Origin of the sequence: Caldalkalibacillus thermarum (assembly GCF_014644735.1) — a bacterium.
GTDB lineage: Bacteria > Bacillota > Bacilli > Caldalkalibacillales > Caldalkalibacillaceae > Caldalkalibacillus > Caldalkalibacillus thermarum.
In genome coordinates this window covers 27,661-48,662 of the sequence record NZ_BMKZ01000023.1, presented here as the reverse complement: position 1 = coordinate 48,662, position 21,002 = coordinate 27,661, and the positions used below count along the sequence as shown (strand labels likewise).

19 protein-coding genes and 1 tRNA gene are annotated in these 21,002 nt (G+C 50.6%); 5 read left to right on the top strand and 15 right to left on the bottom strand.

Annotated features, from left to right (window positions below; translation table 11 throughout):
* Together IEW48_RS10315 and IEW48_RS10310 are read right to left on the bottom strand one after the other, a co-directional pair.
* A partial coding sequence (locus IEW48_RS10315; protein WP_188623682.1) for an IS1634 family transposase occupies positions 1–891 on the bottom strand: 891 nt, incomplete at its 3' end.
* Positions 892–1,208: 317 nt separating this feature from the next.
* Positions 1,209–1,697 carry a PH domain-containing protein gene (locus IEW48_RS10310; RefSeq protein ID WP_188623681.1) on the bottom strand — a complete coding sequence of 163 codons (489 nt, stop codon included), beginning with the start codon at positions 1,695–1,697 and terminating at the stop codon, positions 1,209–1,211.
* A 254-nt stretch (positions 1,698–1,951) separates the two neighbouring features.
* On the opposite strand from IEW48_RS10310, the gene IEW48_RS10305 reads away from it, so the two are divergent.
* Genes IEW48_RS10305 through IEW48_RS10295 form a run of 3 tightly spaced genes read left to right on the top strand, consistent with a single transcriptional unit; the run spans position 1,952 to position 5,750 of the window.
* Positions 1,952–3,040 (top strand): GerAB/ArcD/ProY family transporter, encoded by a 1,089-nt coding sequence (locus tag IEW48_RS10305; RefSeq protein WP_188623680.1) that lies wholly within the window; start codon positions 1,952–1,954, stop codon positions 3,038–3,040.
* Entirely contained in the window at positions 3,040–4,557 is a 1,518-nt protein-coding gene (locus tag IEW48_RS10300; RefSeq protein WP_188623679.1) for a spore germination protein, read from the top strand. The genes IEW48_RS10305 and IEW48_RS10300 overlap by 1 nt, the downstream gene beginning before the upstream one ends.
* Positions 4,554–5,750, top strand: coding sequence for a Ger(x)C family spore germination protein (locus IEW48_RS10295; protein ID WP_188623678.1), 1,197 nt, complete (start codon positions 4,554–4,556; stop codon positions 5,748–5,750). The genes IEW48_RS10300 and IEW48_RS10295 overlap by 4 nt, the downstream gene beginning before the upstream one ends.
* 8 nt (positions 5,751–5,758) lie before the next feature.
* Here IEW48_RS10295 and eno read toward each other — a convergent pair whose 3' ends face one another.
* The 9 genes from eno to IEW48_RS10250 form a co-directional block, all read right to left on the bottom strand.
* The gene (gene eno, locus IEW48_RS10290) at positions 5,759–7,045 is read right to left on the bottom strand and encodes a phosphopyruvate hydratase (protein WP_188623677.1); all 1,287 of its coding nucleotides are present in this window, start codon (positions 7,043–7,045) and stop codon (positions 5,759–5,761) included.
* A gap of 113 nt (positions 7,046–7,158) precedes the next feature.
* Entirely contained in the window at positions 7,159–8,697 is a 1,539-nt protein-coding gene (gpmI, locus tag IEW48_RS10285; RefSeq protein ID WP_188623676.1) for a 2,3-bisphosphoglycerate-independent phosphoglycerate mutase, read from the bottom strand.
* A gap of 4 nt (positions 8,698–8,701) precedes the next feature.
* Positions 8,702–9,451 carry a triose-phosphate isomerase gene (gene tpiA, locus IEW48_RS10280; RefSeq protein WP_188623675.1) on the bottom strand — a complete coding sequence of 250 codons (750 nt, stop codon included), beginning with the start codon at positions 9,449–9,451 and terminating at the stop codon, positions 8,702–8,704.
* Between the two features lie 26 nt (positions 9,452–9,477).
* The gene (locus IEW48_RS10275) at positions 9,478–10,659 is read right to left on the bottom strand and encodes a phosphoglycerate kinase (protein WP_188623674.1); all 1,182 of its coding nucleotides are present in this window, start codon (positions 10,657–10,659) and stop codon (positions 9,478–9,480) included.
* 90 nt (positions 10,660–10,749) lie between these two features.
* Positions 10,750–11,757 (bottom strand): ArsJ-associated glyceraldehyde-3-phosphate dehydrogenase, encoded by a 1,008-nt coding sequence (locus tag IEW48_RS10270; protein ID WP_188623673.1) that lies wholly within the window; start codon positions 11,755–11,757, stop codon positions 10,750–10,752.
* Between the two features lie 82 nt (positions 11,758–11,839).
* Positions 11,840–12,862, bottom strand: a complete 1,023-nt coding sequence (locus IEW48_RS10265) for a sugar-binding transcriptional regulator (protein ID WP_042684321.1) — start codon at positions 12,860–12,862, stop codon at positions 11,840–11,842.
* 236 nt (positions 12,863–13,098) lie between these two features.
* Positions 13,099–13,701 carry a hypothetical protein gene (locus IEW48_RS10260; RefSeq protein ID WP_007503216.1) on the bottom strand — a complete coding sequence of 201 codons (603 nt, stop codon included), beginning with the start codon at positions 13,699–13,701 and terminating at the stop codon, positions 13,099–13,101.
* A gap of 175 nt (positions 13,702–13,876) precedes the next feature.
* On the bottom strand, positions 13,877–15,235 hold the full coding sequence (gene rpoN / locus IEW48_RS10255) for an RNA polymerase factor sigma-54 (protein ID WP_188623672.1): 1,359 nt from the start codon (positions 15,233–15,235) through the stop codon (positions 13,877–13,879).
* 262 nt (positions 15,236–15,497) lie between these two features.
* Positions 15,498–15,576, bottom strand: a tRNA-Arg gene (locus tag IEW48_RS10250).
* Between the two features lie 187 nt (positions 15,577–15,763).
* On the opposite strand from IEW48_RS10250, the gene IEW48_RS10245 reads away from it, so the two are divergent.
* Positions 15,764–15,913 carry a hypothetical protein gene (locus IEW48_RS10245; RefSeq protein ID WP_007502097.1) on the top strand — a complete coding sequence of 50 codons (150 nt, stop codon included), beginning with the start codon at positions 15,764–15,766 and terminating at the stop codon, positions 15,911–15,913.
* Between the two features lie 56 nt (positions 15,914–15,969).
* On the opposite strand, the gene IEW48_RS10240 is transcribed toward IEW48_RS10245, so the two are convergent.
* Complete coding sequence (locus IEW48_RS10240; protein ID WP_188623671.1) at positions 15,970–17,751, bottom strand: phospho-sugar mutase; 1,782 nt, start codon at positions 17,749–17,751, stop codon at positions 15,970–15,972.
* Positions 17,752–17,959: 208 nt separating this feature from the next.
* On the opposite strand from IEW48_RS10240, the gene clpP reads away from it, so the two are divergent.
* On the top strand, positions 17,960–18,550 hold the full coding sequence (gene clpP, locus IEW48_RS10235; RefSeq protein WP_007502498.1) for an ATP-dependent Clp endopeptidase proteolytic subunit ClpP: 591 nt from the start codon (positions 17,960–17,962) through the stop codon (positions 18,548–18,550).
* Positions 18,551–18,760: 210 nt separating this feature from the next.
* On the opposite strand, the gene IEW48_RS10230 is transcribed toward clpP, so the two are convergent.
* From IEW48_RS10230 to mgfK, 3 genes are read right to left on the bottom strand one after another with little or no spacing between them, the layout of a single operon-like run.
* Complete coding sequence (locus IEW48_RS10230; protein WP_007502500.1) at positions 18,761–19,018, bottom strand: HPr family phosphocarrier protein; 258 nt, start codon at positions 19,016–19,018, stop codon at positions 18,761–18,763.
* 49 nt (positions 19,019–19,067) lie between these two features.
* Entirely contained in the window at positions 19,068–20,006 is a 939-nt protein-coding gene (gene whiA / locus IEW48_RS10225; RefSeq protein ID WP_007502502.1) for a DNA-binding protein WhiA, read from the bottom strand.
* A 6-nt stretch (positions 20,007–20,012) separates the two neighbouring features.
* Positions 20,013–20,990: a gluconeogenesis morphogenetic factor MgfK gene (gene mgfK / locus IEW48_RS10220; RefSeq protein ID WP_188623670.1), complete on the bottom strand. Its 978-nt coding sequence runs from the start codon at positions 20,988–20,990 to the stop codon at positions 20,013–20,015.
* Positions 20,991–21,002 lie beyond the last annotated feature (12 nt).

The window sequence follows — 21,002 nt, the reverse complement described above, 5'->3', positions numbered from 1 at the left end:
CTCCCGAACCTGTTGGTACCTGCCTCTCGTGCTCATCGCTTCTGAGGTGGCCGCTTTACCGGAACGCATCTTCTCTCCAACGATATAGTGCCCGCCCGCGCGTTGCAACATACGCAAGTTCTCCTCGTACGAGAAACCGCGGTCCATGACACTGATGACACGGCCCAGTTTCCATCCGATCAGGTCCTTTTTCACCTGCTCAATCACGGTCATGTCCATCGTGTTCCCTGGCCAAACCCAACAGCGGATGGGGATCCCTGTCCGCGTCACGGCAAGGCCGATGACCACCTGCAACAGATCCGGCCGTTTATCTTTTGAAAACCCTTGTTTCCGAAACGTATCTTCTTCCGGGGCTTCGGACGGATCCACTTCAAAGTAAGAGGAAGTGGTATCAAAGTACAGCAGATCGACCTCCAGATTCAACAGGTCGGAAACAGCCCCATAGACTTGATACTCCAACTCAGACTGAACAGCCAACAGTTCGTCCATCGCTCGATAGAGCTGATGGCTCGCCACTTGGGACAGCCCGGGAATGTAGACGTCTTCCCGAACCCAATCTTCCATGGCTAATTTGCTGGAGGGGGCCAGGGCGCGATTGGCCACCATGGCAAAGATCAGCCGTTCGATATCCAGCTGGTGATGGCGAGAAGCAAACAGTTGCTGAAGAATCCGATCCATCCCTAATTTGCGCCAGAGCTGATCCAGCATCCAAACGCCGCCCAAGCGCTTGCAGGACTGGAACAAAAATTCGGCTGCTTCTCCAATCGCTTCACGGGCTTCAAACGCTTGTTCGGGAGAAAGGAATCGCGAAATGCTTNCATTGTGAGCAAGTTGGAGATAAGCAGTGACTGATCCATCTTTGTTTTTCCGAGTGACTCGACGTATGTACATGCCTATATTGTATATTATAAATAGCTAATTGTAAAGTAAAAATTTAACAAACGTGTGCCTATGAAAATCTCGCCGTTTTTCTGGATAGTCACCCGAATCTGCCGTGATTTAAAAGCATTTTGTAAATTTTGTTTGCCCAAAATAGGCTCTAAACTGTCGAACTTGGGTCGAAAGTAACGGTACAATTTCTGAGTCCTTTAAGGTCTTTGTCTCCCCAGGTTATCCTCATTTCCAGGTCATATTCCGGGAGCTTTATACGTTTATATTCCTGTACGCTATACCCGTTTTCGGCGGGACCTGTAATTTTTCCTCTCCTCTTAGCCAACTTGCAGTTGGGCACGCAAGGTCTTGTACCACTCATCCAGCTGTTCTTCATCTCCATTAAGCATGATCCGCCGCTTTTCCGTTTCAATATATAACACCGGAGACGGTTCACCACGGACAATCAAACGCACCGCACCATACCCTTCAATCAGGAAATCTCCCTTCAACAACCCGCGCGCGGCAACGCCATTGGTCTTCATTTGAACGGGCGGCAGACGATCTAAGCGTTCCACTTGTTCAACTTCTTCCAAAGGTATGGTGACACCATATATCCCTGAAATGTGCAGTTCTTTTTGGTCAATACTAATCGTATGGGGCTGAAATGACCAGACCAGCAACCCAATCATCCCGATCAATATTACAGCGCTGATGCTCCCTGTCAGCCAATAACCTCTCTTCTTCTTATGCTCCACCTCATAGCGCTGAATATAAACCATGCCGCCTAAGGCATGTAAAGTGAGAACCGAAAATCCTGCTTCCATCACCCACGGGATCCTGAACAGACTTAAGACAAAAGTTATCACTTCCACCTGATTCCTGTGAGACAAATGATACCAACGTCCGTGGGGCAAACTCAACTTTTATCAATGACGAAAAAAAATACATAATCAATAGCCGAGCGGATATGCTATAACAAAGACGCAGTGTATATCATTGCCAATGCAGCTTGCAGCCTTCAACTCTGCCAGCTCTGCCCAAAACCGGTGCTCAAACACCAGAGTAAAGGATGATCAACATGGTGCAACGGGATGAAAAAATTAATGTGTTTCATATTGTGCTGCTGTTTGTCACCTCAATCGGACTGTTTAATCACGTGATGATCATTCCATCGCTCTTAAGTGCCGCCGGACGGGATGCCTGGATGTCTGTGCTGTTTAGCTTTGCTTGTTTTAGTCTGTGGCTGTTTGTCATTTTGGCGATTAACCGTCACACCGGCCAACAGCATCTCCACGAGTGGCTGCGCCAACAAGCGGGCGCCGTCCCGGCCGCCATCATCATCTTCATCATTGGCCTGATGCTGTTTACCATGGCCGCCGTGACGATCAAGGACATGATCAACTGGTCCAACATCACCTACCTGACCAACACGCCGCCACTTGTGCTGACGGTGCTGTACATCGGACTGTGTGTACTGTTGGCGTCCACCGGGCTTACGACCATTGTCTTGGTCAACAACATTCTGCTGCCCGTTGTGGTTTTGCTCGGTTTTTTCGTCATGTCAGGCAATTTTCCCAACAAAGATTACAGCCTGTTGTTTCCTGTGTTTGAACACGGCTACCGTCCCGTTTTAAACGGCATGATCTACTCCGGAGCCGGACTGGCAGAAGTGTTTTTACTCGTTCTGTTGCAACACCGGATCAAAGGTCGGATCCGCTACTGGCCCTTTCTGGTGCTGGGCCTGATTTTAACCGGTCTCTGTCTGGGACCCTTAATGGGCAGTCTGGCCGCTTTTGGTCCCCTTGAGTCTCAATCATTGCGTTTTCCCGCCTTTGAACAATGGGCGCTGCTCTCCCTGGGCCGTATTGTGGAGCATGTTGATTTCTTTGCCATTTATCAATGGTTCAGCGGCGTATTGATCCGCGTCTCTTTGCTCTTTTATCTGATCATTGACCTGACCCAGCTGTCAGACAGAAAAAAAAGGAGATGGGTGTTGTTGACCCTGGCTGGAGTGATGGCCGTTGTCAATCATTGGCCGGTCAGCGACATGCAGTATGTCCAACTGCTGCAGAGGACCTATCTCCCTGTGAGCTTATTGGCCATGCTCGGTTTGTCCGTATTTCTGACTGCACTGGCCCTGCTGAAACGAAGGAGGGTGTTAACCTGATGAATATCCGCCGCTGGTGGCGCAGCAAACCAATATCCCAGCCTAGACAAAAGCCCCGGCCAACCGGAGCAGAACAAGCCATAGCACGGGAGACCTTGCTGTCCGCTTTTCAACACTGTCACGATGTGCACAGAGAAACGTTCCGGCTGGGCGGGGATCCCCCGGTGGAAGGGCTGTTGCTCTATGCCCGCGGCATGGTGGATCTGAAACGGCTGAACGATGAGGTTTGGCCCCAATTGAACCGTCTTGTGTCGGCATCAGCCAGAAACCGTTTTGATCCTGCACTTTTGTTGCGCCATTGGCCCTACACCACGTTGACCCCGCTTTCAAACATGGAGGAGGTGGTGGACAAGCTGTTTATGGGCCAGCTTATTCTTCATTTTGATGCAACCCGGTTCACCTTGGCCGTTGACATTGCCCAGCGGCCCCAGCGGCAGCCCGAAGATACAACAACGGAAATTTCAATCCGCGGTCCGCGCGACGGCCTGATTGAAGATTTGGATGTCAATGTGGCCCTGATCCGCAAGCGCCTGCGCACGGCCATTCTTCATCATGAACAGTATGTCCTGGGCCAGCGCAGCAAGACACGGGTAGCGCTGTTATATATGGCGGACATTGTGCCTCCTGCGGTCATTCAGCAAATCAAAGCACGGCTGGAGCAGATTCAGGTGGATGGCCTGTTTTCTTCCAATCAACTGGAAGAGTTGTTGACGGACAGCCCCTATCGGCTGTTCCCCCTGTTTCACTATTCAGGACGTCCTGATTTTGTGGCGGACGCCTTGGTCCGCGGGCGCTTTGCCCTGCTGATGGACGGGGTGCCCACCGCGCTGATTGCCCCGGCCCAGCTCTTGTTGATTATGAAGAATGCCGAAGATGCGGAATATGCCTGGGCTTACAATTCCATGGAACGATTGTTGCGCCTGGCGGCCATGTCCATCGCCGTCTTTTTGCCCGGCTTTTGGGTCGCCCTGACCACTTACCATCAGGATCAGTTGCCCTTAATTCTGCTGGGCAATATCGCCCAGGCCAGGGAAGGGGTACCACTTCCCTCCCCTTTGGAGGCACTGGTGCTGACCTTTTTGTTTGAACTGTTCCGGGAAGCGGGTTTACGCCTGCCCTTAGCCATTGGCCAGGTACTGGCCGTAGTTGGTGGCATTATTATCGGGGATGCCGCCATTCGCGCCGGCCTGACAAATCCTTCACTGGTGGTGATTATCGCCAGCTCTGCCGTGGCCACGTTCACCCTGTCCAATCAGTCACTGGCCGGTACGGTCAGTATTTTGCGCTACTTCAACCTCATCTTCTCAGCACTCTTGGGCATGTTCGGCTTTTTGGGATCAGCCTTCCTGATCCTGATCTATGTTTGCCACCTGCGCTCCTTTGGCATTCCATATATGGCACCCTTGGCTCCTGTCCGCTGGCCAGATTTCATTCAAGCGGCGATCCATCCCTCCCCCCAAAAACTGAAGCACCGGCCGGATCTGCTTGATCCTGGGGACCCGGACCGAAAGCGGTGAATGCTGTGTCGCATCCGGCAGGTGCTGCCCGTATCAGGGCATTGTCCGTCCTGCTCGCGCTGGTGCTGCTGGGGGGATGCTGGGATGCCAAGGAGATGGAGTACATGCAGTATGCACTGGTGATGGGCATCGATGTGGATGAACAAGACGGCCGGACAGTGGTCTATGTGGAGAATATCAACTTTGCCTCCATGCCCATTCCGGAAGGGGGGCAACGCACAGCCAAAGAAGCGGAGCAAAAAGTGATCATGGGCAAAGGCAGCACGGTGACCAGCGCCTTTCATGATTTGTATACCTATGCCCAACGGCGGATCTACTGGGGTCATTTGTCGGCCATTATTTTCAGCGAACGGGCTTTGCAACAAAACCTGTACGCCGATGTGCTCGAAGTATTGGGGCGTTATAACGAGGTGCGGCGCACGGTATATGTTTATGTGACTAAAGAACCGCTGGGGGAGATCATGACCACGCCGCCGGCTTTGCCTTTCAGCACCATTTTTGGACTGTTGTCTGATCCGGATGCCATCTATGAACAAAGCGCCCGGGTGAGTCCCATCCGGCTGCACCGCTTTATCTCCCATTTTAATGAGCCCGGCAAGGCCGTCATCATCCCTTATATCGGCACGGTCAAAAACCGCTGGACCGATGATCAGGGCACATTTACCACCCTGCTCCTAAATGGCATCGGCATCCTGCAGGACAAGCAGTTTAAGGGATTTCTGCTGGAGGAAGACATTGTGGGCATCCGCTGGCTGCAGCCTTCCACCGTGCGCGCTCCCCTCAACATCCGCAAGGGGGACACCATTGTGGCCACCCTGATCATTATGCGGCCAAAAGTCCGGGTCCAGCCAGAGGTGAAGGGAGAGCAAATCCGCTTCAAGGTCAAAGTGACCGCACAGGGACAAGTGTTGGAAATGAAGCAAGACCTGGGCCTGGAGGAAGTGAACCGTTTGGCTGCCCAGGCCATAGAGAGCCAGATCGAAACCACTTATGCCAAGGGCCTCGAACTGGACGCCGATCTCTTGGATCTTGCTTATCATGTGTACCGCCAGGATCCCCAACTGTGGAAACGTCTGGCCAAAGAAGGCCGGTTAACCGTCAACCCAAACTCGGTTCAGGTGCAAGCGGAAGTGAACATTAAACAGAGCGGGGCCAACCGTTTTCACAAAATCCTGCATCCCCGACCGGACTGAGGAGCCGCTTAACGCTGCAAATTGTAAAAGGCAGCTTTACCGGCATAATGGCCGGTGATATCCAGCTCATCGGCAATGCGCAAGAGCTGGTTGTATTTGGCCACACGGTCAGTGCGGGACGGAGCCCCGGTTTTGATTTGGCCGGCATTGGTAGCTACAGCAATGTCAGCGATGGTGGTGTCTTCCGTTTCACCAGAGCGGTGGGAAATGACAGCTGTATAACCGGCCCGCTTGGCCATTTCAACTGCCTCAAAAGTTTCCGTCAGCGTGCCGATCTGGTTCACTTTAACCAGAATGGAGTTGCCTGTATTGTTGTCAATGCCGCGCTTCAAGCGCTCGGTGTTAGTGACAAACAGGTCGTCTCCCACCAACTGTACTTTGTCGCCAATCGCAGCCGTCAGCTTGGCCCAGGATTCCCAATCATCTTCGGCCAGTCCGTCCTCAATGGAGATGATGGGATACTTGTCCACTAACTCCTTGTAGAAGCTGATCATTTCATCGGCGGTGTAGGAGACCCCTTCCCCGGCCAGCTCATATTTGCCGTCTTTGTAGATCTCTGTAGAGGCCACATCAAGAGCCAGGTACACATCTTCACCGGGGCGGTAACCGGCTTTTTCAATGGCGGCAATAATGGTTTGGATGGCTTCTTCGTTGGACTTCAGGTTAGGCGCAAAGCCGCCCTCGTCGCCCACAGCAGTGTTTAAGCCTTTATCCTGCAACACTTTCTTCAGATTGTGGAAAATCTCCGTGCCCATGCGCAGGGCTTCAGCAAAGTTTTCAGCGCCAACGGGCATAATCATGAACTCCTGGAAGTCCACGTTGTTGTCAGCATGTTTACCGCCGTTTAGAATGTTCATCATCGGCACCGGCAAGGTTTTGGCATTGAAGCCGCCCAAGTACTGGTACAAGGGCAGGCCAACCTCATTGGCAGCAGCATGGGCCACAGCCATGGATACACCCAGAATGGCATTCGCGCCCAGCTTGCCTTTGTTGGGGGTGCCGTCCAGTTCAATCATCAAGCGGTCAATGGCCACTTGGTTGGTGGCATCCATGCCGATCAGTTTAGGGGCGATCACTTCATTCACATTTTCAACGGCTTTTAAGACACCTTTGCCCAGGTAACGGCCTTTGTCATTGTCGCGCAGCTCGACGGCTTCATGGGCACCGGTGGAAGCACCGGAAGGCACAATGGCCCGTCCGAAAGCACCAGACTCAAGATACACTTCCACTTCAACCGTTGGATTGCCGCGGGAATCCAACACTTGACGGGCGTATATTTCACTGATCAGGGACATGTTGGTCATCTCCTTCATATGTTTTTTCTAGACAGAAAGCATCTCATGTTTGGTCAGGATACTTAACAGATAAATCAGTTTACTTTTCTAGCACACCGTTTGTCCAACGGTTTTTATTTTTTTATTAAGGTCCGGCCAGTCATTTCCTTGGGCTGGTCCAAGTTCAACAGATCCAGCACGGTGGGGGCAATATCGGCTAAAATGCCGTCATCCCTCAACTGCAATCCTGCTTTGGTGATAATAAACGGCACCGGGTTGGTGGTATGAGCCGTATGAGGGTTATCATTTGCATCCAGGATCATGTCTGCGTTACCATGGTCTGCTGTGATTACGGCAATACCGCCTTTGGCCAGCACAGCATCCACCACTTTGCCCAAACATTCATCCACCGCTTCGACGGCTTTAATGGTCGGCTCCAGTTTGCCGGAATGGCCCACCATATCCGGGTTGGCAAAGTTGAGGATGATCACGTCATGTTCATCGGAGTTGATCTCAGCTAAAACGGCATCGGTCACTTCATAGGCGCTCATTTCCGGCTTGAGGTCATAGGTGGCCACTTTGGGTGAGTCAATCAACACCCGTTTTTCTCCGTCAAATTTCTGTTCCCGGCCGCCGCTGAAGAAGAAGGTGACGTGCGGATATTTTTCCGTTTCGGCGATGCGCAGTTGTTTCAAACCGTTTTGGGTGAGCACTTCACCCAAAGTGTTATCCAAATTAACCGGGCGGTAAGCCACATAACCGTCCACCGTTTCACTGAAATGGGTTAAGCAGACATAGAACAAATCCTTGGGAAACTTCTCCCCCCGGTCAAAGCCGCGGAAGTCCTTGTTGGTAAACGCCTGGGAAATCTGAATGGCCCGGTCAGGTCTGAAGTTGAAGAAAATCACGGCGTCTTCCGAGCGGATCTGGCCCACCGGCTGATCCTGGTCATCCACGATCACAGTTGGCTCCACAAACTCATCATAGATACTTTTTTCATAGGATTCCACAATGGCTTGAATGGGATCCCGGTAGCGGGGCCCTTCCCCGTATACCATGGCCCGGTACGCTTTCTCCGTCCGGTCCCAGCGCCGGTCGCGGTCCATGGCATAATAACGGCCCTGAATGGTGGCCAGCTGGCCAACCCCCAGCTCATCCATCTTGGCCAGCAGCTGTTCAATGTACCCCTTGGCACTGTCAGGAGCCACGTCCCGGCCATCCAAAAAGGCATGGACATACACCTTGTCCACTTGTTCTTTCTTGGCCAGTTCCAACAGGGCAAACAGGTGCTCAATATGGCTGTGCACGCCCCCGTCAGACACCAAGCCGTACAAATGCAGGGCCGTTCCCTTCTCTTTCACATGGCGCATCGCTTGCAGGAAAACGTCATTTTCAAAAAAGTCGCCTTCCTTGATGGCCTTGTTCACCCGGGTTAAATCCTGATACACAATCCGCCCGGCTCCAATGTTTAAATGCCCCACTTCTGAATTGCCCATCTGCCCTTCAGGCAACCCCACGGCTTCACCCGAAGCTTTCAGTGTGGTGTGGGGATAGCTCTCCCAGTAGCGGTCAAAATTGGGCGTGTGAGCCTGGGCAATGGCATTGCCGTGAGTCTCTTCCCTGAGGGCAAAACCGTCCAGAATGATTAAGGCGACTGGTTTGGGTCTTGTCATGTTGCTATCCCTCCAATAAAGCTAAGAAGGCATCGGGTTTCAAACTGGCGCCGCCAACCAATGCCCCGTCAATATCAGCTTGTTGCATAAATTGGCCGATGTTGTCCGGCTTGACGCTTCCGCCGTATTGGATGCGAATCGCATCGGCGACGTCCGGGGAGAATTGTTCAGCCACGACCTGGCGGATATAGGCGATCACATCGCCTGCTTCTTCAGCCGTCGGGGTTTGGCCCGTACCAATGGCCCATACAGGTTCATAAGCAATGACCGAACGTTTGACCTGTTCAGCTGTCAAATTGTTGAGCGCTTTGATCACCTGGCTGCGAACCACTTCTTTCGTTTGTCCCTCTTCCCGCTCTTCATAGGTTTCACCCACACAAATGATGGGAATCAGACCGTGCTTGTGGGCTGCGTGGGTTTTCAGATTGACGCTTTCGCACGTTTCGTTAAAGTACTGGCGGCGTTCTGAATGCCCCAGAATCACATACTGAACGCCCAGCTCCTTTAACATCACCGGGCTGATTTCTCCGGTAAAGGCGCCCTGTTCTTCAAAATGCATGTTTTGGGCGCCAATACCCACCGGTTTGCCTTTGGCCCATTCGACCAGTGCAGGCAAAGTGACAAACGGCGCGCAAATAACAGCTTCCACCTGTTCAGGATCAGGAAGCTTGTCTTCGATGGCCCGGGCAAAGGCCAGAGCTTCAGCGACTGTTTTATGCATTTTCCAGTTGCCGGCAATAATCGGCTTGCGCATGGTTTCCCTCCTTGCTCATCTCGTCCTTAACGGTCCTCCAAAGCAGCGACACCCGGCAATATTTTACCTTCCATAAACTCCAGAGAGGCCCCTCCTCCAGTGGAGATATGGGTCATCGCCTCAGCCATTCCGGCTTGTTCAATGGCCGCTGCAGAATCTCCTCCGCCAATGATGGTGGTCCCTTGGCAATCGGCCAGTGCAGTGGCAATAGCGTTGGTTCCATGGGCAAAGGGTTCCATTTCAAACACGCCCATCGGCCCGTTCCAGATCACCAGGTTGGACTCCAAAATGATGTTGCGGTAACGTTCTCTGGTTTGCGGTCCGATATCCAACGCTTCCCAGTCGTCCGGAATGCTGTCAATCGCCACCACTTGGGTGTTGGCATCTTCGGCAAAACGGTCAGCCACCACGCAATCGACGGGCATCAGGAAGTTGACGTTGTTGGCTTTCGCTTTTTCAATCAGTGATTTGGCCAGTTCAATTTTATCTTCTTCCAGCAGGGATTTCCCGACTGAATAGCCCTGTGCTCTGATAAACGTATATGCCAGGCCCCCGCCAATCAAGAGATTGTCCACTTTGGTCAGCAGGTTTTCGATGACGCCTATTTTATCTTTCACCTTGGCCCCGCCGATAATAGCCGTAAACGGACGCTCCGGTTTTTCCAAAGCACTGCCTAAGATATCCAGCTCTTTTTCCAGCAGAAAACCGGCTACGGCTGGCAGGTGGTGAGCCACGCCTTCCGTGGAAGCATGGGCGCGGTGAGCAGCCCCAAAGGCATCATTGACGTAGACATCGGCTAATTTAGCCAGCTGCTTGGCAAACTCGGGATCGTTCTTTTCCTCGCCCGGGTAAAAGCGCACATTTTCCAGAAGCAGCACTTCGCCCGGCTCGAGTTTGGCAATTTGCTGTTCGACCTCTGGTCCGATGGCCTCGTCTGCTTTATAAACCTCTTTGCCTAACAGATCGGCCAAACGTTTGGCCACAGGGTCCAGACGCAGTTCCTCTTTCACTTGCCCTTTGGGCCGTCCCAGATGGGAAGCCAGAATAACAATGGCCCCCTGCTCAAGCAGGTACTTGATGGTGGGCAAGGCAGCCCTGATGCGGGTATCATCGGTGATCCTCTCCCCGTCCAAGGGCACGTTAAAGTCAACGCGGCAGAGAACGCGCTTGCCTTTCACCTCAATATCTCGCACACTTTTTTTGGCCATGATGTACCCTCCTTACACCGCACAGCATTATGTATGCGAAAGAGGAGAACGGTCATTCTCCTCTTTGCTGTTCAAGACACACTATCCAAATTATAGACCTTTACCAGCAATGTATTCAACTAAATCCACCACACGGTTGGAGTAGCCCCATTCATTGTCGTACCAGGCCACCACTTTGACCATGTTGTCTTCAATCACCATGGTAGACAAGGCATCGATTGTGGAGGAATGGGGATCCCCGTTATAGTCGGAAGACACCAGCGGCTCTTCAGAATAAGCCATAATGCCTTTTAACGGCCCCTCAGCCGCCTGCTTCAAGGTGGCGTTTACCTCTTCAGCAGTCACGTTCTTCTCCAGTTCTGCTACCAGATCAACTACGGACACGTTAGCCGTGGGCACGCGCATGGCAAAGCCGTTCAGCTTGCCTTTCAATTCAGGCAAGACCAGGGCTACAGCTTTAGCTGCACCGGTGGTCGTGGGGATAATATTTTGGGCAGCAGCGCGGGCACGCCGGTAGTCCTTATGCGGCAAGTCCAGGATTTGCTGGTCATTGGTGTAGGCGTGCACGGTGGTCATCATGCCGCGGCGCACGCCATAGGTTTCATGCAGAACCTTGATCACCGGAGCCAGACAGTTGGTAGTGCAGGAAGCGTTGGAAATCACGTGATGCTTGGCGGGATCATACTTCTCTTCGTTAACGCCCATCACCACATCAAAATCAGCGTCCTTGGACGGCGCAGAGATAATCACTTTTTTGGCTCCTGCTTGCAGGTGCTTGGAAGCGTCCGCTTTGGCCGTAAAACGTCCTGTACTTTCCACAACCACTTCTACGCCGAGCTCGTCCCAGGGAAGATTGGCCGGATCGCGTTCAGACAAGACTTTAATGGTTTTTCCGTTGACAATCAACGCATCTTCAGTATGCTCCACTTCCGCATTTAAACGCCCGTGTACGCTGTCATACTTCAACAGGTGAGCCAGCATTTTGGCGTCTGTCAGATCATTGACAGCCACCACTTCCACATTGGGATTGTTCAGTGCCGCGCGGAAAACATTGCGGCCGATACGCCCAAAACCGTTAATACCTACTTTTGTTGCCATGATGATTCCTCCTCTAACCAAATTATTTTCATTTGTGGTTTGTGAAATTTATATAAAAATGCCCATTTAACTAAAGTGGTGATTAGATATACTGAAGCATTTGCCGTGCTGCCCCCTCATCGGTAATAAGGCAATCATGCACGCCATGCTTAAGGAAGGCCAGAATGGCCTCTGCTTTATCTTCCCCGCCGGCAACGGCAATAATATGGTCAGCCTGTTTGATATCTTCCAGCCTTAAGCCGACGGTTTGAATCTTATAAACGATGTTGCCGTCCCGGTCAAAATAATAACCAAACGCTTCGGCTACAGCCTGGCGTTCTTTCAGTTTGGCCAACATTTGAGGGCTTGCTTTGCGCCTGGTAGCCATAGTGTTAGCCTCTCCAATACCGTGAACAACGATGCGGGCTGAGCGGATAATTCTGATGAGCTCCTTAATCTGCTCGTCTTCCAAAAGAGAGGCATAAGCTTCTTTGCTTAGCTGATCAGGCACATGCAAGAGACGGTACTGCCCGCCTGAGCGGGAGGCCATTTCTGAGCAAATGGTGTTAGCCTGATACTCCACTTTTTCACCCAGTCCCCCTCTGGCAGGCACGTACAACAACGTGCGCAACACCGGATGAGGGGTCATCGCTTGGGCCACAGCCTCCATGGTCGTGCCTCCGGCAACAGAAACAACAGAGTTAGGCTCAGCCCACTGTTTCAATTGCTGCACCGCTGACCGGCCCAAATCATTTTTCACCCACGGCTGGGTCAAACTATTACCAGCCACAACGATAACCTTGTTCAAACCAAGTTGTTTTTCCAGCTGGTGCTCAAGCTGATTAAGGCCAAACCATTCCCGGATCACGTCTTCCATCTCTCGGACGACATAGCTGCCCTCTTCTGTCATGTTCATGCCTACCGAAGAAAAAGTAAGCAGCCCCTGTTCCTTAAGAAAGTCCGTTTCCCGCCGCACGACCCGCTCGGTTAAACCGACCATTTGGGATAAGGTGCGACGGCCAATCGGCTGCAGGGAATGGATCACTTTAAGGATGCGATGGCGCCTTTTGAGTACTTCCAATAGATCAGGCACCAGCTTTTGTTGCAACTCTAACCATTTTTTCAGGGTTGAATCACCCCTCATACATCCGGGACATTTTATGCCCCTGTGTGACATATTTTGTCCCAATCAAGGCAAAAAAATTTATTCTAAGTTCATTATAGCAAGATATGGATTAATTGCAAGCCTATTGTGCCATATAAAAAAGATTAAAATGGACGATTAAAACCCAGCTGGCCAATGGGTTCAGGCTGCTGGGTTATATAATGAATCCCATTTCTTATTCTTGTCAGCCACTGTGATTACTTGTATCCTGATTCATACCACACGAGTTCATCCAATATGATCTCCATCCGGGTTTCAAAACCATCTCCATACTCAGGCGGATAATGATAAATCAAAGCAAACACGCGCTGGTTGTACTCAAAGATGGATACCTTGCCCGTCAGATTATCTTTGGAAAGCCTAAACTCCTGTGCTGAGAATCCAAACCGCCTTGCCTGTGAAGGCTCTACTGTAAACCCCTTCTCCGCCAGCTGGCCTTGGATAAATTCTGCCATTTCCTCCACCGATTCAATCTCATCCCGTGTCAATATCTCCAGTTTGGCCTTGTACATCTTGTGCCCGCCCGGCTTAAAATAGGCTAGCATGGCCTTCCATTTGTTTTCAGCGGCCATATCCTGCGGAAGATAGGTGTAAAAACCCAGCTGTTTGGCTTCATGGAGATAAAGGGTCATCTCCTCTTTTATGCCTTCGATCTCTATCGTGACCGTTTTAGATGGGGGTAAGCCTTGCTGGGCGGCAGCCAGCTGACCTTTCAGTACAACCCCAGTGGGAGAAGCCATCCCCAAACAAACAAGGCTTAACAAGCCTATCACCAGTCTCTTGATTTTTAAATGTCTCATTGGTCTGTCCTCCTGTTAAAAACTCTGGTTTGATTCGCTTACACGATTTAAATTTATTATGGGCAAGTCTAAACTGAATATGTATATCCCGCTTCCGTTTACGGCCACAGCTCTTAATAAACTCCCAACCATTAATAAAAACTGACATCCCGTCAAGGGGACATCAGTTTTGATGCTACACTTCTTTACGCCGGCTGGAAGAGAGAATACCCAGTTCATCCCGGTATTTGGCCACGGTCCGCCGGGCAATGGAAATTCCTTTGGCTTGCAGATGCTGGGCGATTTTTTGATCAGATAATGGCTTGCGTTTATTCTCAGCCGCAATGAGTTGTTTGATCATCTCCTTAATTTGGGCATCCGAGGTTAATTCCCCATTCTGCTTGGCAACCCCTTGGGTAAAAAAGAACTTCAATTCATATAACCCCCGCGGGGTTTGCATATACTTTTGATTCGTTGCCCTGGAAATAGTTGATTCATGCATCCCCAGTTCCTGAGCCACTTCCTTGAGCGTCAAGGGTTTTAACCCTGCCTCCCCTTGGTCAAAAAACGCTTTTTGCCGTTCGACAATGACCTGGGTGACATGCAGTATGGTTTTCTTTCGCTGCTCGATGCCCCGTTTCAGCCATTCATATTCCTTTACTTTTTGTTCCAAAAACTTTTTGGCTTGCCTGTTTTCAGCTAACATCAAGGCATACTCCCGGTTAAAATGGATGCGGGGCAACACGCTGTCATTCACCTGAAACACAAATCGTCCGTCAGGCAAACACTCCACAAAAACATCAGGCACGATATATTTGGGTTTCTGGGATAAAAAGACGCTGCCCGGCTTGGGGGAGAACGATTTAATCCACTCTACCCGCTGCTTAATCTCCTCCACGGTGGTGTTGAACTTCCTGGCCAACCGGGAATACCGTTTGGCGGCTATATCGGCCAAATGATTTTTGATCAGCGCCTGGCACAACTGATCTCCGTGATACGGGCTGTGACGGAGCTGAATGAGCAGGCACTCTTCCAAGTTACGGGCACCGACACCATAAGGTTCCAGCTGTTGCAACAAAACCAAACAGTTGTCCCATGTTTCCCGGGAGCAGTTGGCAACGGAAGCTATTCGTTCATAGTCCGCATCAAGGTAGCCATTTTCATCAAGATTCCCCACCATGAAGATGAGCACTTGCTTCTCTTCTTCTGATAATTGCAAATAATGAATCTGTTCTAGGACGTACTGCTGTAAAGTGATTTCTTTTTCAGCATAGTAATCGATGGGGTTCACATATTCATCGTTAGCGGCCGCGTATTCTGTAGAGTAATCTCCCTCTTCCTCCTCCCACTTGCGCGGGGGTTTATCAGGCCGAATCAAACTTTTGACGAGATCAGGCTCTTCAATTTCAAGCAAAGGGTTTTTTTGGGCTTGCTCCTGCAAATAAGGAATCAGGTCCAACGCAGGATACTGAAGGAGCGTGATTGCCTGCCTCAATTCAGGTGTCATGGCTAGTTTCAATTGTTGTTCCTGAACCAAGCGAAAGCCCACGTCCATGGTCTGATCCCCCCATACGATTCTCTTCCTAAATCCTATTGTACTATAAATCAAATAAAACGCTTACACCTATTTTAAGGCAATCCACTCCTGTCTTATGCCTGTTTTTTCATATTATTCGGATTTTACTGTATAAAAATACAGAAAAAAATAACCTCCTGTCCGCCCAGTGGCTGCAGGAGGTGGATGATCTTAAATAAATACTATGTAAGAGACTTGGAATGGATGCCGTTCAGATAAGTGAACATGGTGTAAGTGAACATGGTGCACCCGGAGGGACTCGAACCCCCGCAAGACGTGGCTCCGGAGGCCACCGCTCTATCCAGCTGAGCTACGGGTGCACGATTTCAAGATAAGCATGCTCTAGCGCTTCGTTTGACAGGCAACACTAATTATACGCTAGATTTGATGGTTTGGCAAGTGTCTATTTTTGGGACTTTTTAACCGAAGATAAAGAACGGTGATAAAAACAAGTTTAGGAATACACACTAAAAGTGTGCCGGCTACAGGGAAAGGAAGTGAAGTTTGATGGAACACCGTCAGTATCCTCCTGCTGACCTGCCGCCCCAGCTTTTAGAGAAATTGAAGGCCTTTGAAGAAGAGATGCGGCAACAAACTGGGGAAAACATCGTCCTCATTGCTTATGAGGAGCAAGTGCAAACGGAAGAGGTGAAGTAAACCGCCCGGGCTAAGACGGGCGGTTTTGAGCGCCGTTCACCCCATCAGACGAGCAATTAAAGGGATACCAGTTCCTTCAGCGCCTTTTTTACAGCTTGCAGTTTGCTTTCCGCTTCGTCAAGGGATTCTCCTTTAACCCCGATGTACAGCTTTAACTTTGGCTCCGTTCCTGATGGGCGGACACACACCCATGTCTCATCCTGCAGGATAAATTTAAGCACGTTGGAAGCGGGAAGATGAAGCGGTTCCTGTTTGTCCTGAACCAGGTCATGGCGCACTTGGGTCTGATAATCCTCAAACACTGCCACCGGCTGGCCGGCCAATGTATGGGGAGGATGTTCACGGAGCATGGCCATTGTTTGTTTGATCTGCTGCAGTCCTTCCCGTCCTTTTAATGTTACCGAGATCAGATCTTCACGATAATAGCCGTATTGTTCATACAGGTCAAGCAACGCCTCATACAAAGTCAAGCCTCTGGCTTTATAGTACGCTCCCATCTCTGCGGCCAAGAGCACAGCCTGAACCGCATCTTTGTCCCGCACTTCATCCCCGATCAGATAGCCGTAGCTTTCTTCATAGCCAAACAGAAACTGCCGGTCACCAGCTGCTTTAAACTGTTTGATTTTTTCACCAATAAATTTAAAGCCTGTCAGCGTGTCAATGGTCTCCAAGCCAAAGTCACGGCCAATGACCCGCCCCAGCTCGGAGGTGACGATGGTTTTGCAGATGGTATGATTGGGCGCCAGCGTGCCCTGGGCCTGTTTTTGGGTCAAAATATAGTACAACAAGAGGGCGCCGGTCTGGTTGCCGGTCAACACGCGGTAGACCCCCTGGTCATCGCGGACTACGAGGCCCATGCGGTCGGCATCAGGATCGGTGCCCATAATCAGATCGGCATCCACCGCCCGGGCTTTCTCAATGGCCAGTGTAAAAGCTTCATGCTCCTCCGGATTGGGCGAAGCCACGGTGGAGAAGTCAGGATCAGGCGTCACTTGCTCTTCCACCATATACACCTGTCTAAAGCCGGCTTCCCTCAACACAGCCTGCACCGGTTTGGTTGCCGCGCCGTGCAGTGGCGTAAACACAATCTTAAATTGGTCGCCCATCTGTTTAATGATCTCCGGCCGAAGAGAAAGGGAAGTCACATAGCGTACATACTCCCTGTCAATTTGTTCGTCCAGATAGACCAAGAGTCCCTGGTCTATCGCCTCCTCTTGCCTCAGGACCTCAATGGACAGTTCATCCTCCACCCGGCCGATCTCACGCATAAGCTGTTCTGCATCCTGCACATTCAGCTGGGCCCCGTCCGGCCCGTAAACCTTATAGCCATTATATTCAGGAGGATTATGGCTGGCTGTGATCATAATCCCCGCATCAGCCTGCAAACGGCGTACAGCAAAGGACAGCTGGGGAGTGGGGGCCAAGGCAGGAAAAAGGTAGGCTTTGATCCCTTGGCGGGCCAGTGTCAAGGCCGCTTCTAAGGCAAAGCGGTCCGACTGATGGCGGCAATCGTAGGCGATCACCACCTGCAGATCATCTTTGTTCTGTTTGGACGGCGACATGTTATTGCTCTGTTCTGGATTTAAATCCCCTCGTTTTCGGTTATGTAAATAGTGTGCCAATCCTAAAGTGGCCTTACGAATGGTATAGATGTTCATGCGGTTGGTTCCGGCGCCAATTTCACCGCGCATCCCTCCTGTGCCGAAGGACAAGTGGGTATAAAAACGCTCGGTGATTTCAGCAGGCTGGTCCTTGATGGCTTCGAGTTCCTTCCGCAGGGCGGGATCTAGACCAGGAGCATTGATCCAGCGCTGATAGCGTTCCTGTTCCAGGTTCATTGGGCTGTCATCCTTTCTATGGGTGATATCCACCTTCTATGGGTGCTATCCACTAAGCAAATTTTTTTAGTGATGAATTACGCCTTTTGCTTGATTTGGTCACAGCCAAAACCTAAAAGATGAGTTTTTTATTTGACCTTTTTTGACCTTTTATAGTATGATAATAGCGTAACACATGATCAACAGACTGAAAAGGAGGCTTTCATCCATGCCACTCATCCCCACAGTGATTGAACAAACCAATCGCGGTGAACGCGCCTACGATATTTATTCGCGCTTGTTAAAGGACCGGATTATTTTCTTGGGGACACCTATCGATGACCAGGTGGCCAATGCTGTTGTCGCCCAGTTGTTGTTTCTGGCTGCGGAAGATCCAGAAAAAGACATTTCCCTGTACATTAACAGCCCGGGAGGTTCCATCACAGCCGGAATGGCCATTTACGATACCATGCAATACATTAAGCCAAAAGTGAGCACCATCTGTATCGGATTGGCTGCTTCCATGGGAGCATTCCTCCTGGCGGCCGGTGAAAAAGGCAAGCGTTTTGCCCTGCCCAACTCAGAAGTGATGATTCACCAGCCATTGGGAGGCACACAGGGGCAAGCCTCAGATATTGAGATTCATGCTAAACGCATTTTAAAAATGCGGGATAGACTGAACAAAATCTTGGCCGAGCGGACCGGGCAACCTCTGGAGCGCATTGAACGGGATACAGACCGTGATCACTTCATGTCTGCTGAAGAAGCGAAAGCCTATGGTCTGATCGACGAAGTGATTACCCGCACCCCAGAAAAATAGGTCCAGCAGCGAAGACGGCCAAGCGCCAGTGCCATCCATCTATTATAAAATAGTAATCTGTTCTCCATCATATTCTGTTTCACTTATGTTACATCATAAAAATGTTGTACACAAAAAGAGTGATGGCTTTAAACAGCTATCACTCTTTTTATTTATTGCGCTGGCTCAAGCTGTGGGGCACCACCGGGGTTCTTACTTGTTTGCTTTTAGTTACTCTTCCTTGGAAACAAAGCGGGTCAGGGCCGCAATCGCTTCCTCTGCGTCATGTCCTTCAGCTGAAAGGGTAATGTTGGTGCCTTTGGCAACGGCTAAGCTCATAATGCCCATAATGCTTTTGGCATTCACTTTCTTGTTGTCTTTTTCTACATAAATGTCAGCAGCATAACGATTCGCCTCTTGCACAAACAGTGCGGCCGGGCGGGCTTGCAATCCCGTTTTTAATTTCACCTCTACCGTTTGGTGAATCATGAACCTTCCTCCCTCATTTGTCATTCTATACCATGCATATTTTTAATTATTATACCCTGCCTGATCTTAATTTTGAAGCGATTTCTTCCAGCTTGCGCAGGCGGTGATTGATCCCGGACTTGGATACCTTGCCGCTGGGCAGAAGCTCGCCCAGTTCCTTCAGGTTGACATCGGGGTGTTCTAGGCGAACCAGGGCGATTTCTTTCAGCTTGTCAGGTAAGTTATCCAAGCCAATCTTTTCATCAATCAGCTGAATGTTCTCAATCTGGCGCATGGCTGCCGCCACGGTTTTATTCAGATTGGCCGTCTCACAGTTGACCAACCGGTTAACGGAATTGCGCATATCCTTAACAATACGGGCATCCTCAAACTGGAACAAAGCTTGATGGGCACCGATAATGTTAAGAAATTCGGTGATCTTTTCCCCCTCTTTTAAATACATCACAAATCCCTTTTTCCGCTCGATCAGTTTGGGATATAGCTTAAAGTGGCGGCACAAGTCGACTAAGGCCTGGCCGTGTTCCTCATAACTTGTAAAGATCTCCAGATGATAGGAGGAGGATTCAGGATGATTGACAGAGCCCCCAGCCATAAACGCCCCCCTTAGGTAGGAGCGTTTGCAGCACGTTTTTTGCACCAAGGCAGGGGAGATGGTGCGCTTCATTTCAAAACTGGGGGAAATAATCTCTAATGCTTCCAAGATGTCTCTGGCCCCGGCGGTTAAGCGGACAATATAAACGTTGTTCTTTTTCAAACGCATCTTTTTGCGCACCAACAGCTCAGGTGAAACTTGGAACAGTTTTTTCAAAGCGCTGTAAATGCGCCGGGCAATGGCTGCGTTTTCAGTGCTCACATCCACCAGCACCCGTCCGGCGGAGAGGGAAAGGGAGCCGTTCATCCGGATCAGCGCGGCCAGTTCCGCCTTTAGGCAACAGTCTTTTACTTCTAAACTGGTTAATTCCTTTTTGGTTAACGACGCAAAAGACATGACGGTTCACCTCTTTCGGGAGCTCCCATGTAAGCAACGGAGAACGATCTCTGTAACTTTCTGGGCATCATGCCTTAAATAATCATTGACCATAAACAGGCAATCTTCAATAACCTCAATGTTGAACGCATCCAGGCTTCCCGGCTGGTACACAACGGGGTAAGCTTGTTCTTGCTCATACTTTTTGAGAACAGCAGGCGGTATATGGCCGACATTGACCACCACTTTATGAAAAATGGGCTGACCGATATGTTCATAAATAGCGCTGATGTGATCTTCCACTGTGTATCCGTCTGTTTCCCCAGGCTGGGTCATCACATTGCAAATATAGATCACTTGGGCTTGGCTGTTTTTAATGCCCTCCTGGATACCGGGCACCAAGAGATTGGGTAAGACACTGGTATACAAACTCCCTGGCCCAATTACAATCAGGTCGGCCTGTTCCACCGCTTCAACTGCTTCCGGCAGCGCTTCAATATCCTCGGGAATCAGTGACAGGCGGGCAATTTTTTTCTTTGCTTTCGGTATATTGGACTCTCCAATCACCACGGTTCCATCCGCCATTTCTGCCCGCAGGCGGATGCTTTGGTTGGCCGCCGGCAGCACGGTTCCCCTGACAGCAAAAACGCGGCTTAAGGTTTTAACGGCGGTGACAAAATCACCCGTAATCTCCTGCATGGCGGCAATAATCAGATTACCCAAGCTATGTCCGGCCAGGTGGTTGCCGTTTTTAAACCGGTGTTGAAAAATTTGCTGTAAGAGCGGCTCCCGCTCGGCGAGAGCCACCAGCACATTGCGTATGTCCCCGGGAGGCGGCATCTTCATTTCTTCCCGCAAAATCCCCGAGCTTCCCCCGTCATCAGCGACGGTGACGATCGCGGTTAAATCAATATCCGCTTTCTTTAACCCGCGCAAGATTGTAGACAGCCCGGTTCCTCCTCCGATGGCCACCACCCTTTTCTTTTGTCCCTTTGCTCGATTCATGGCACACCTCGT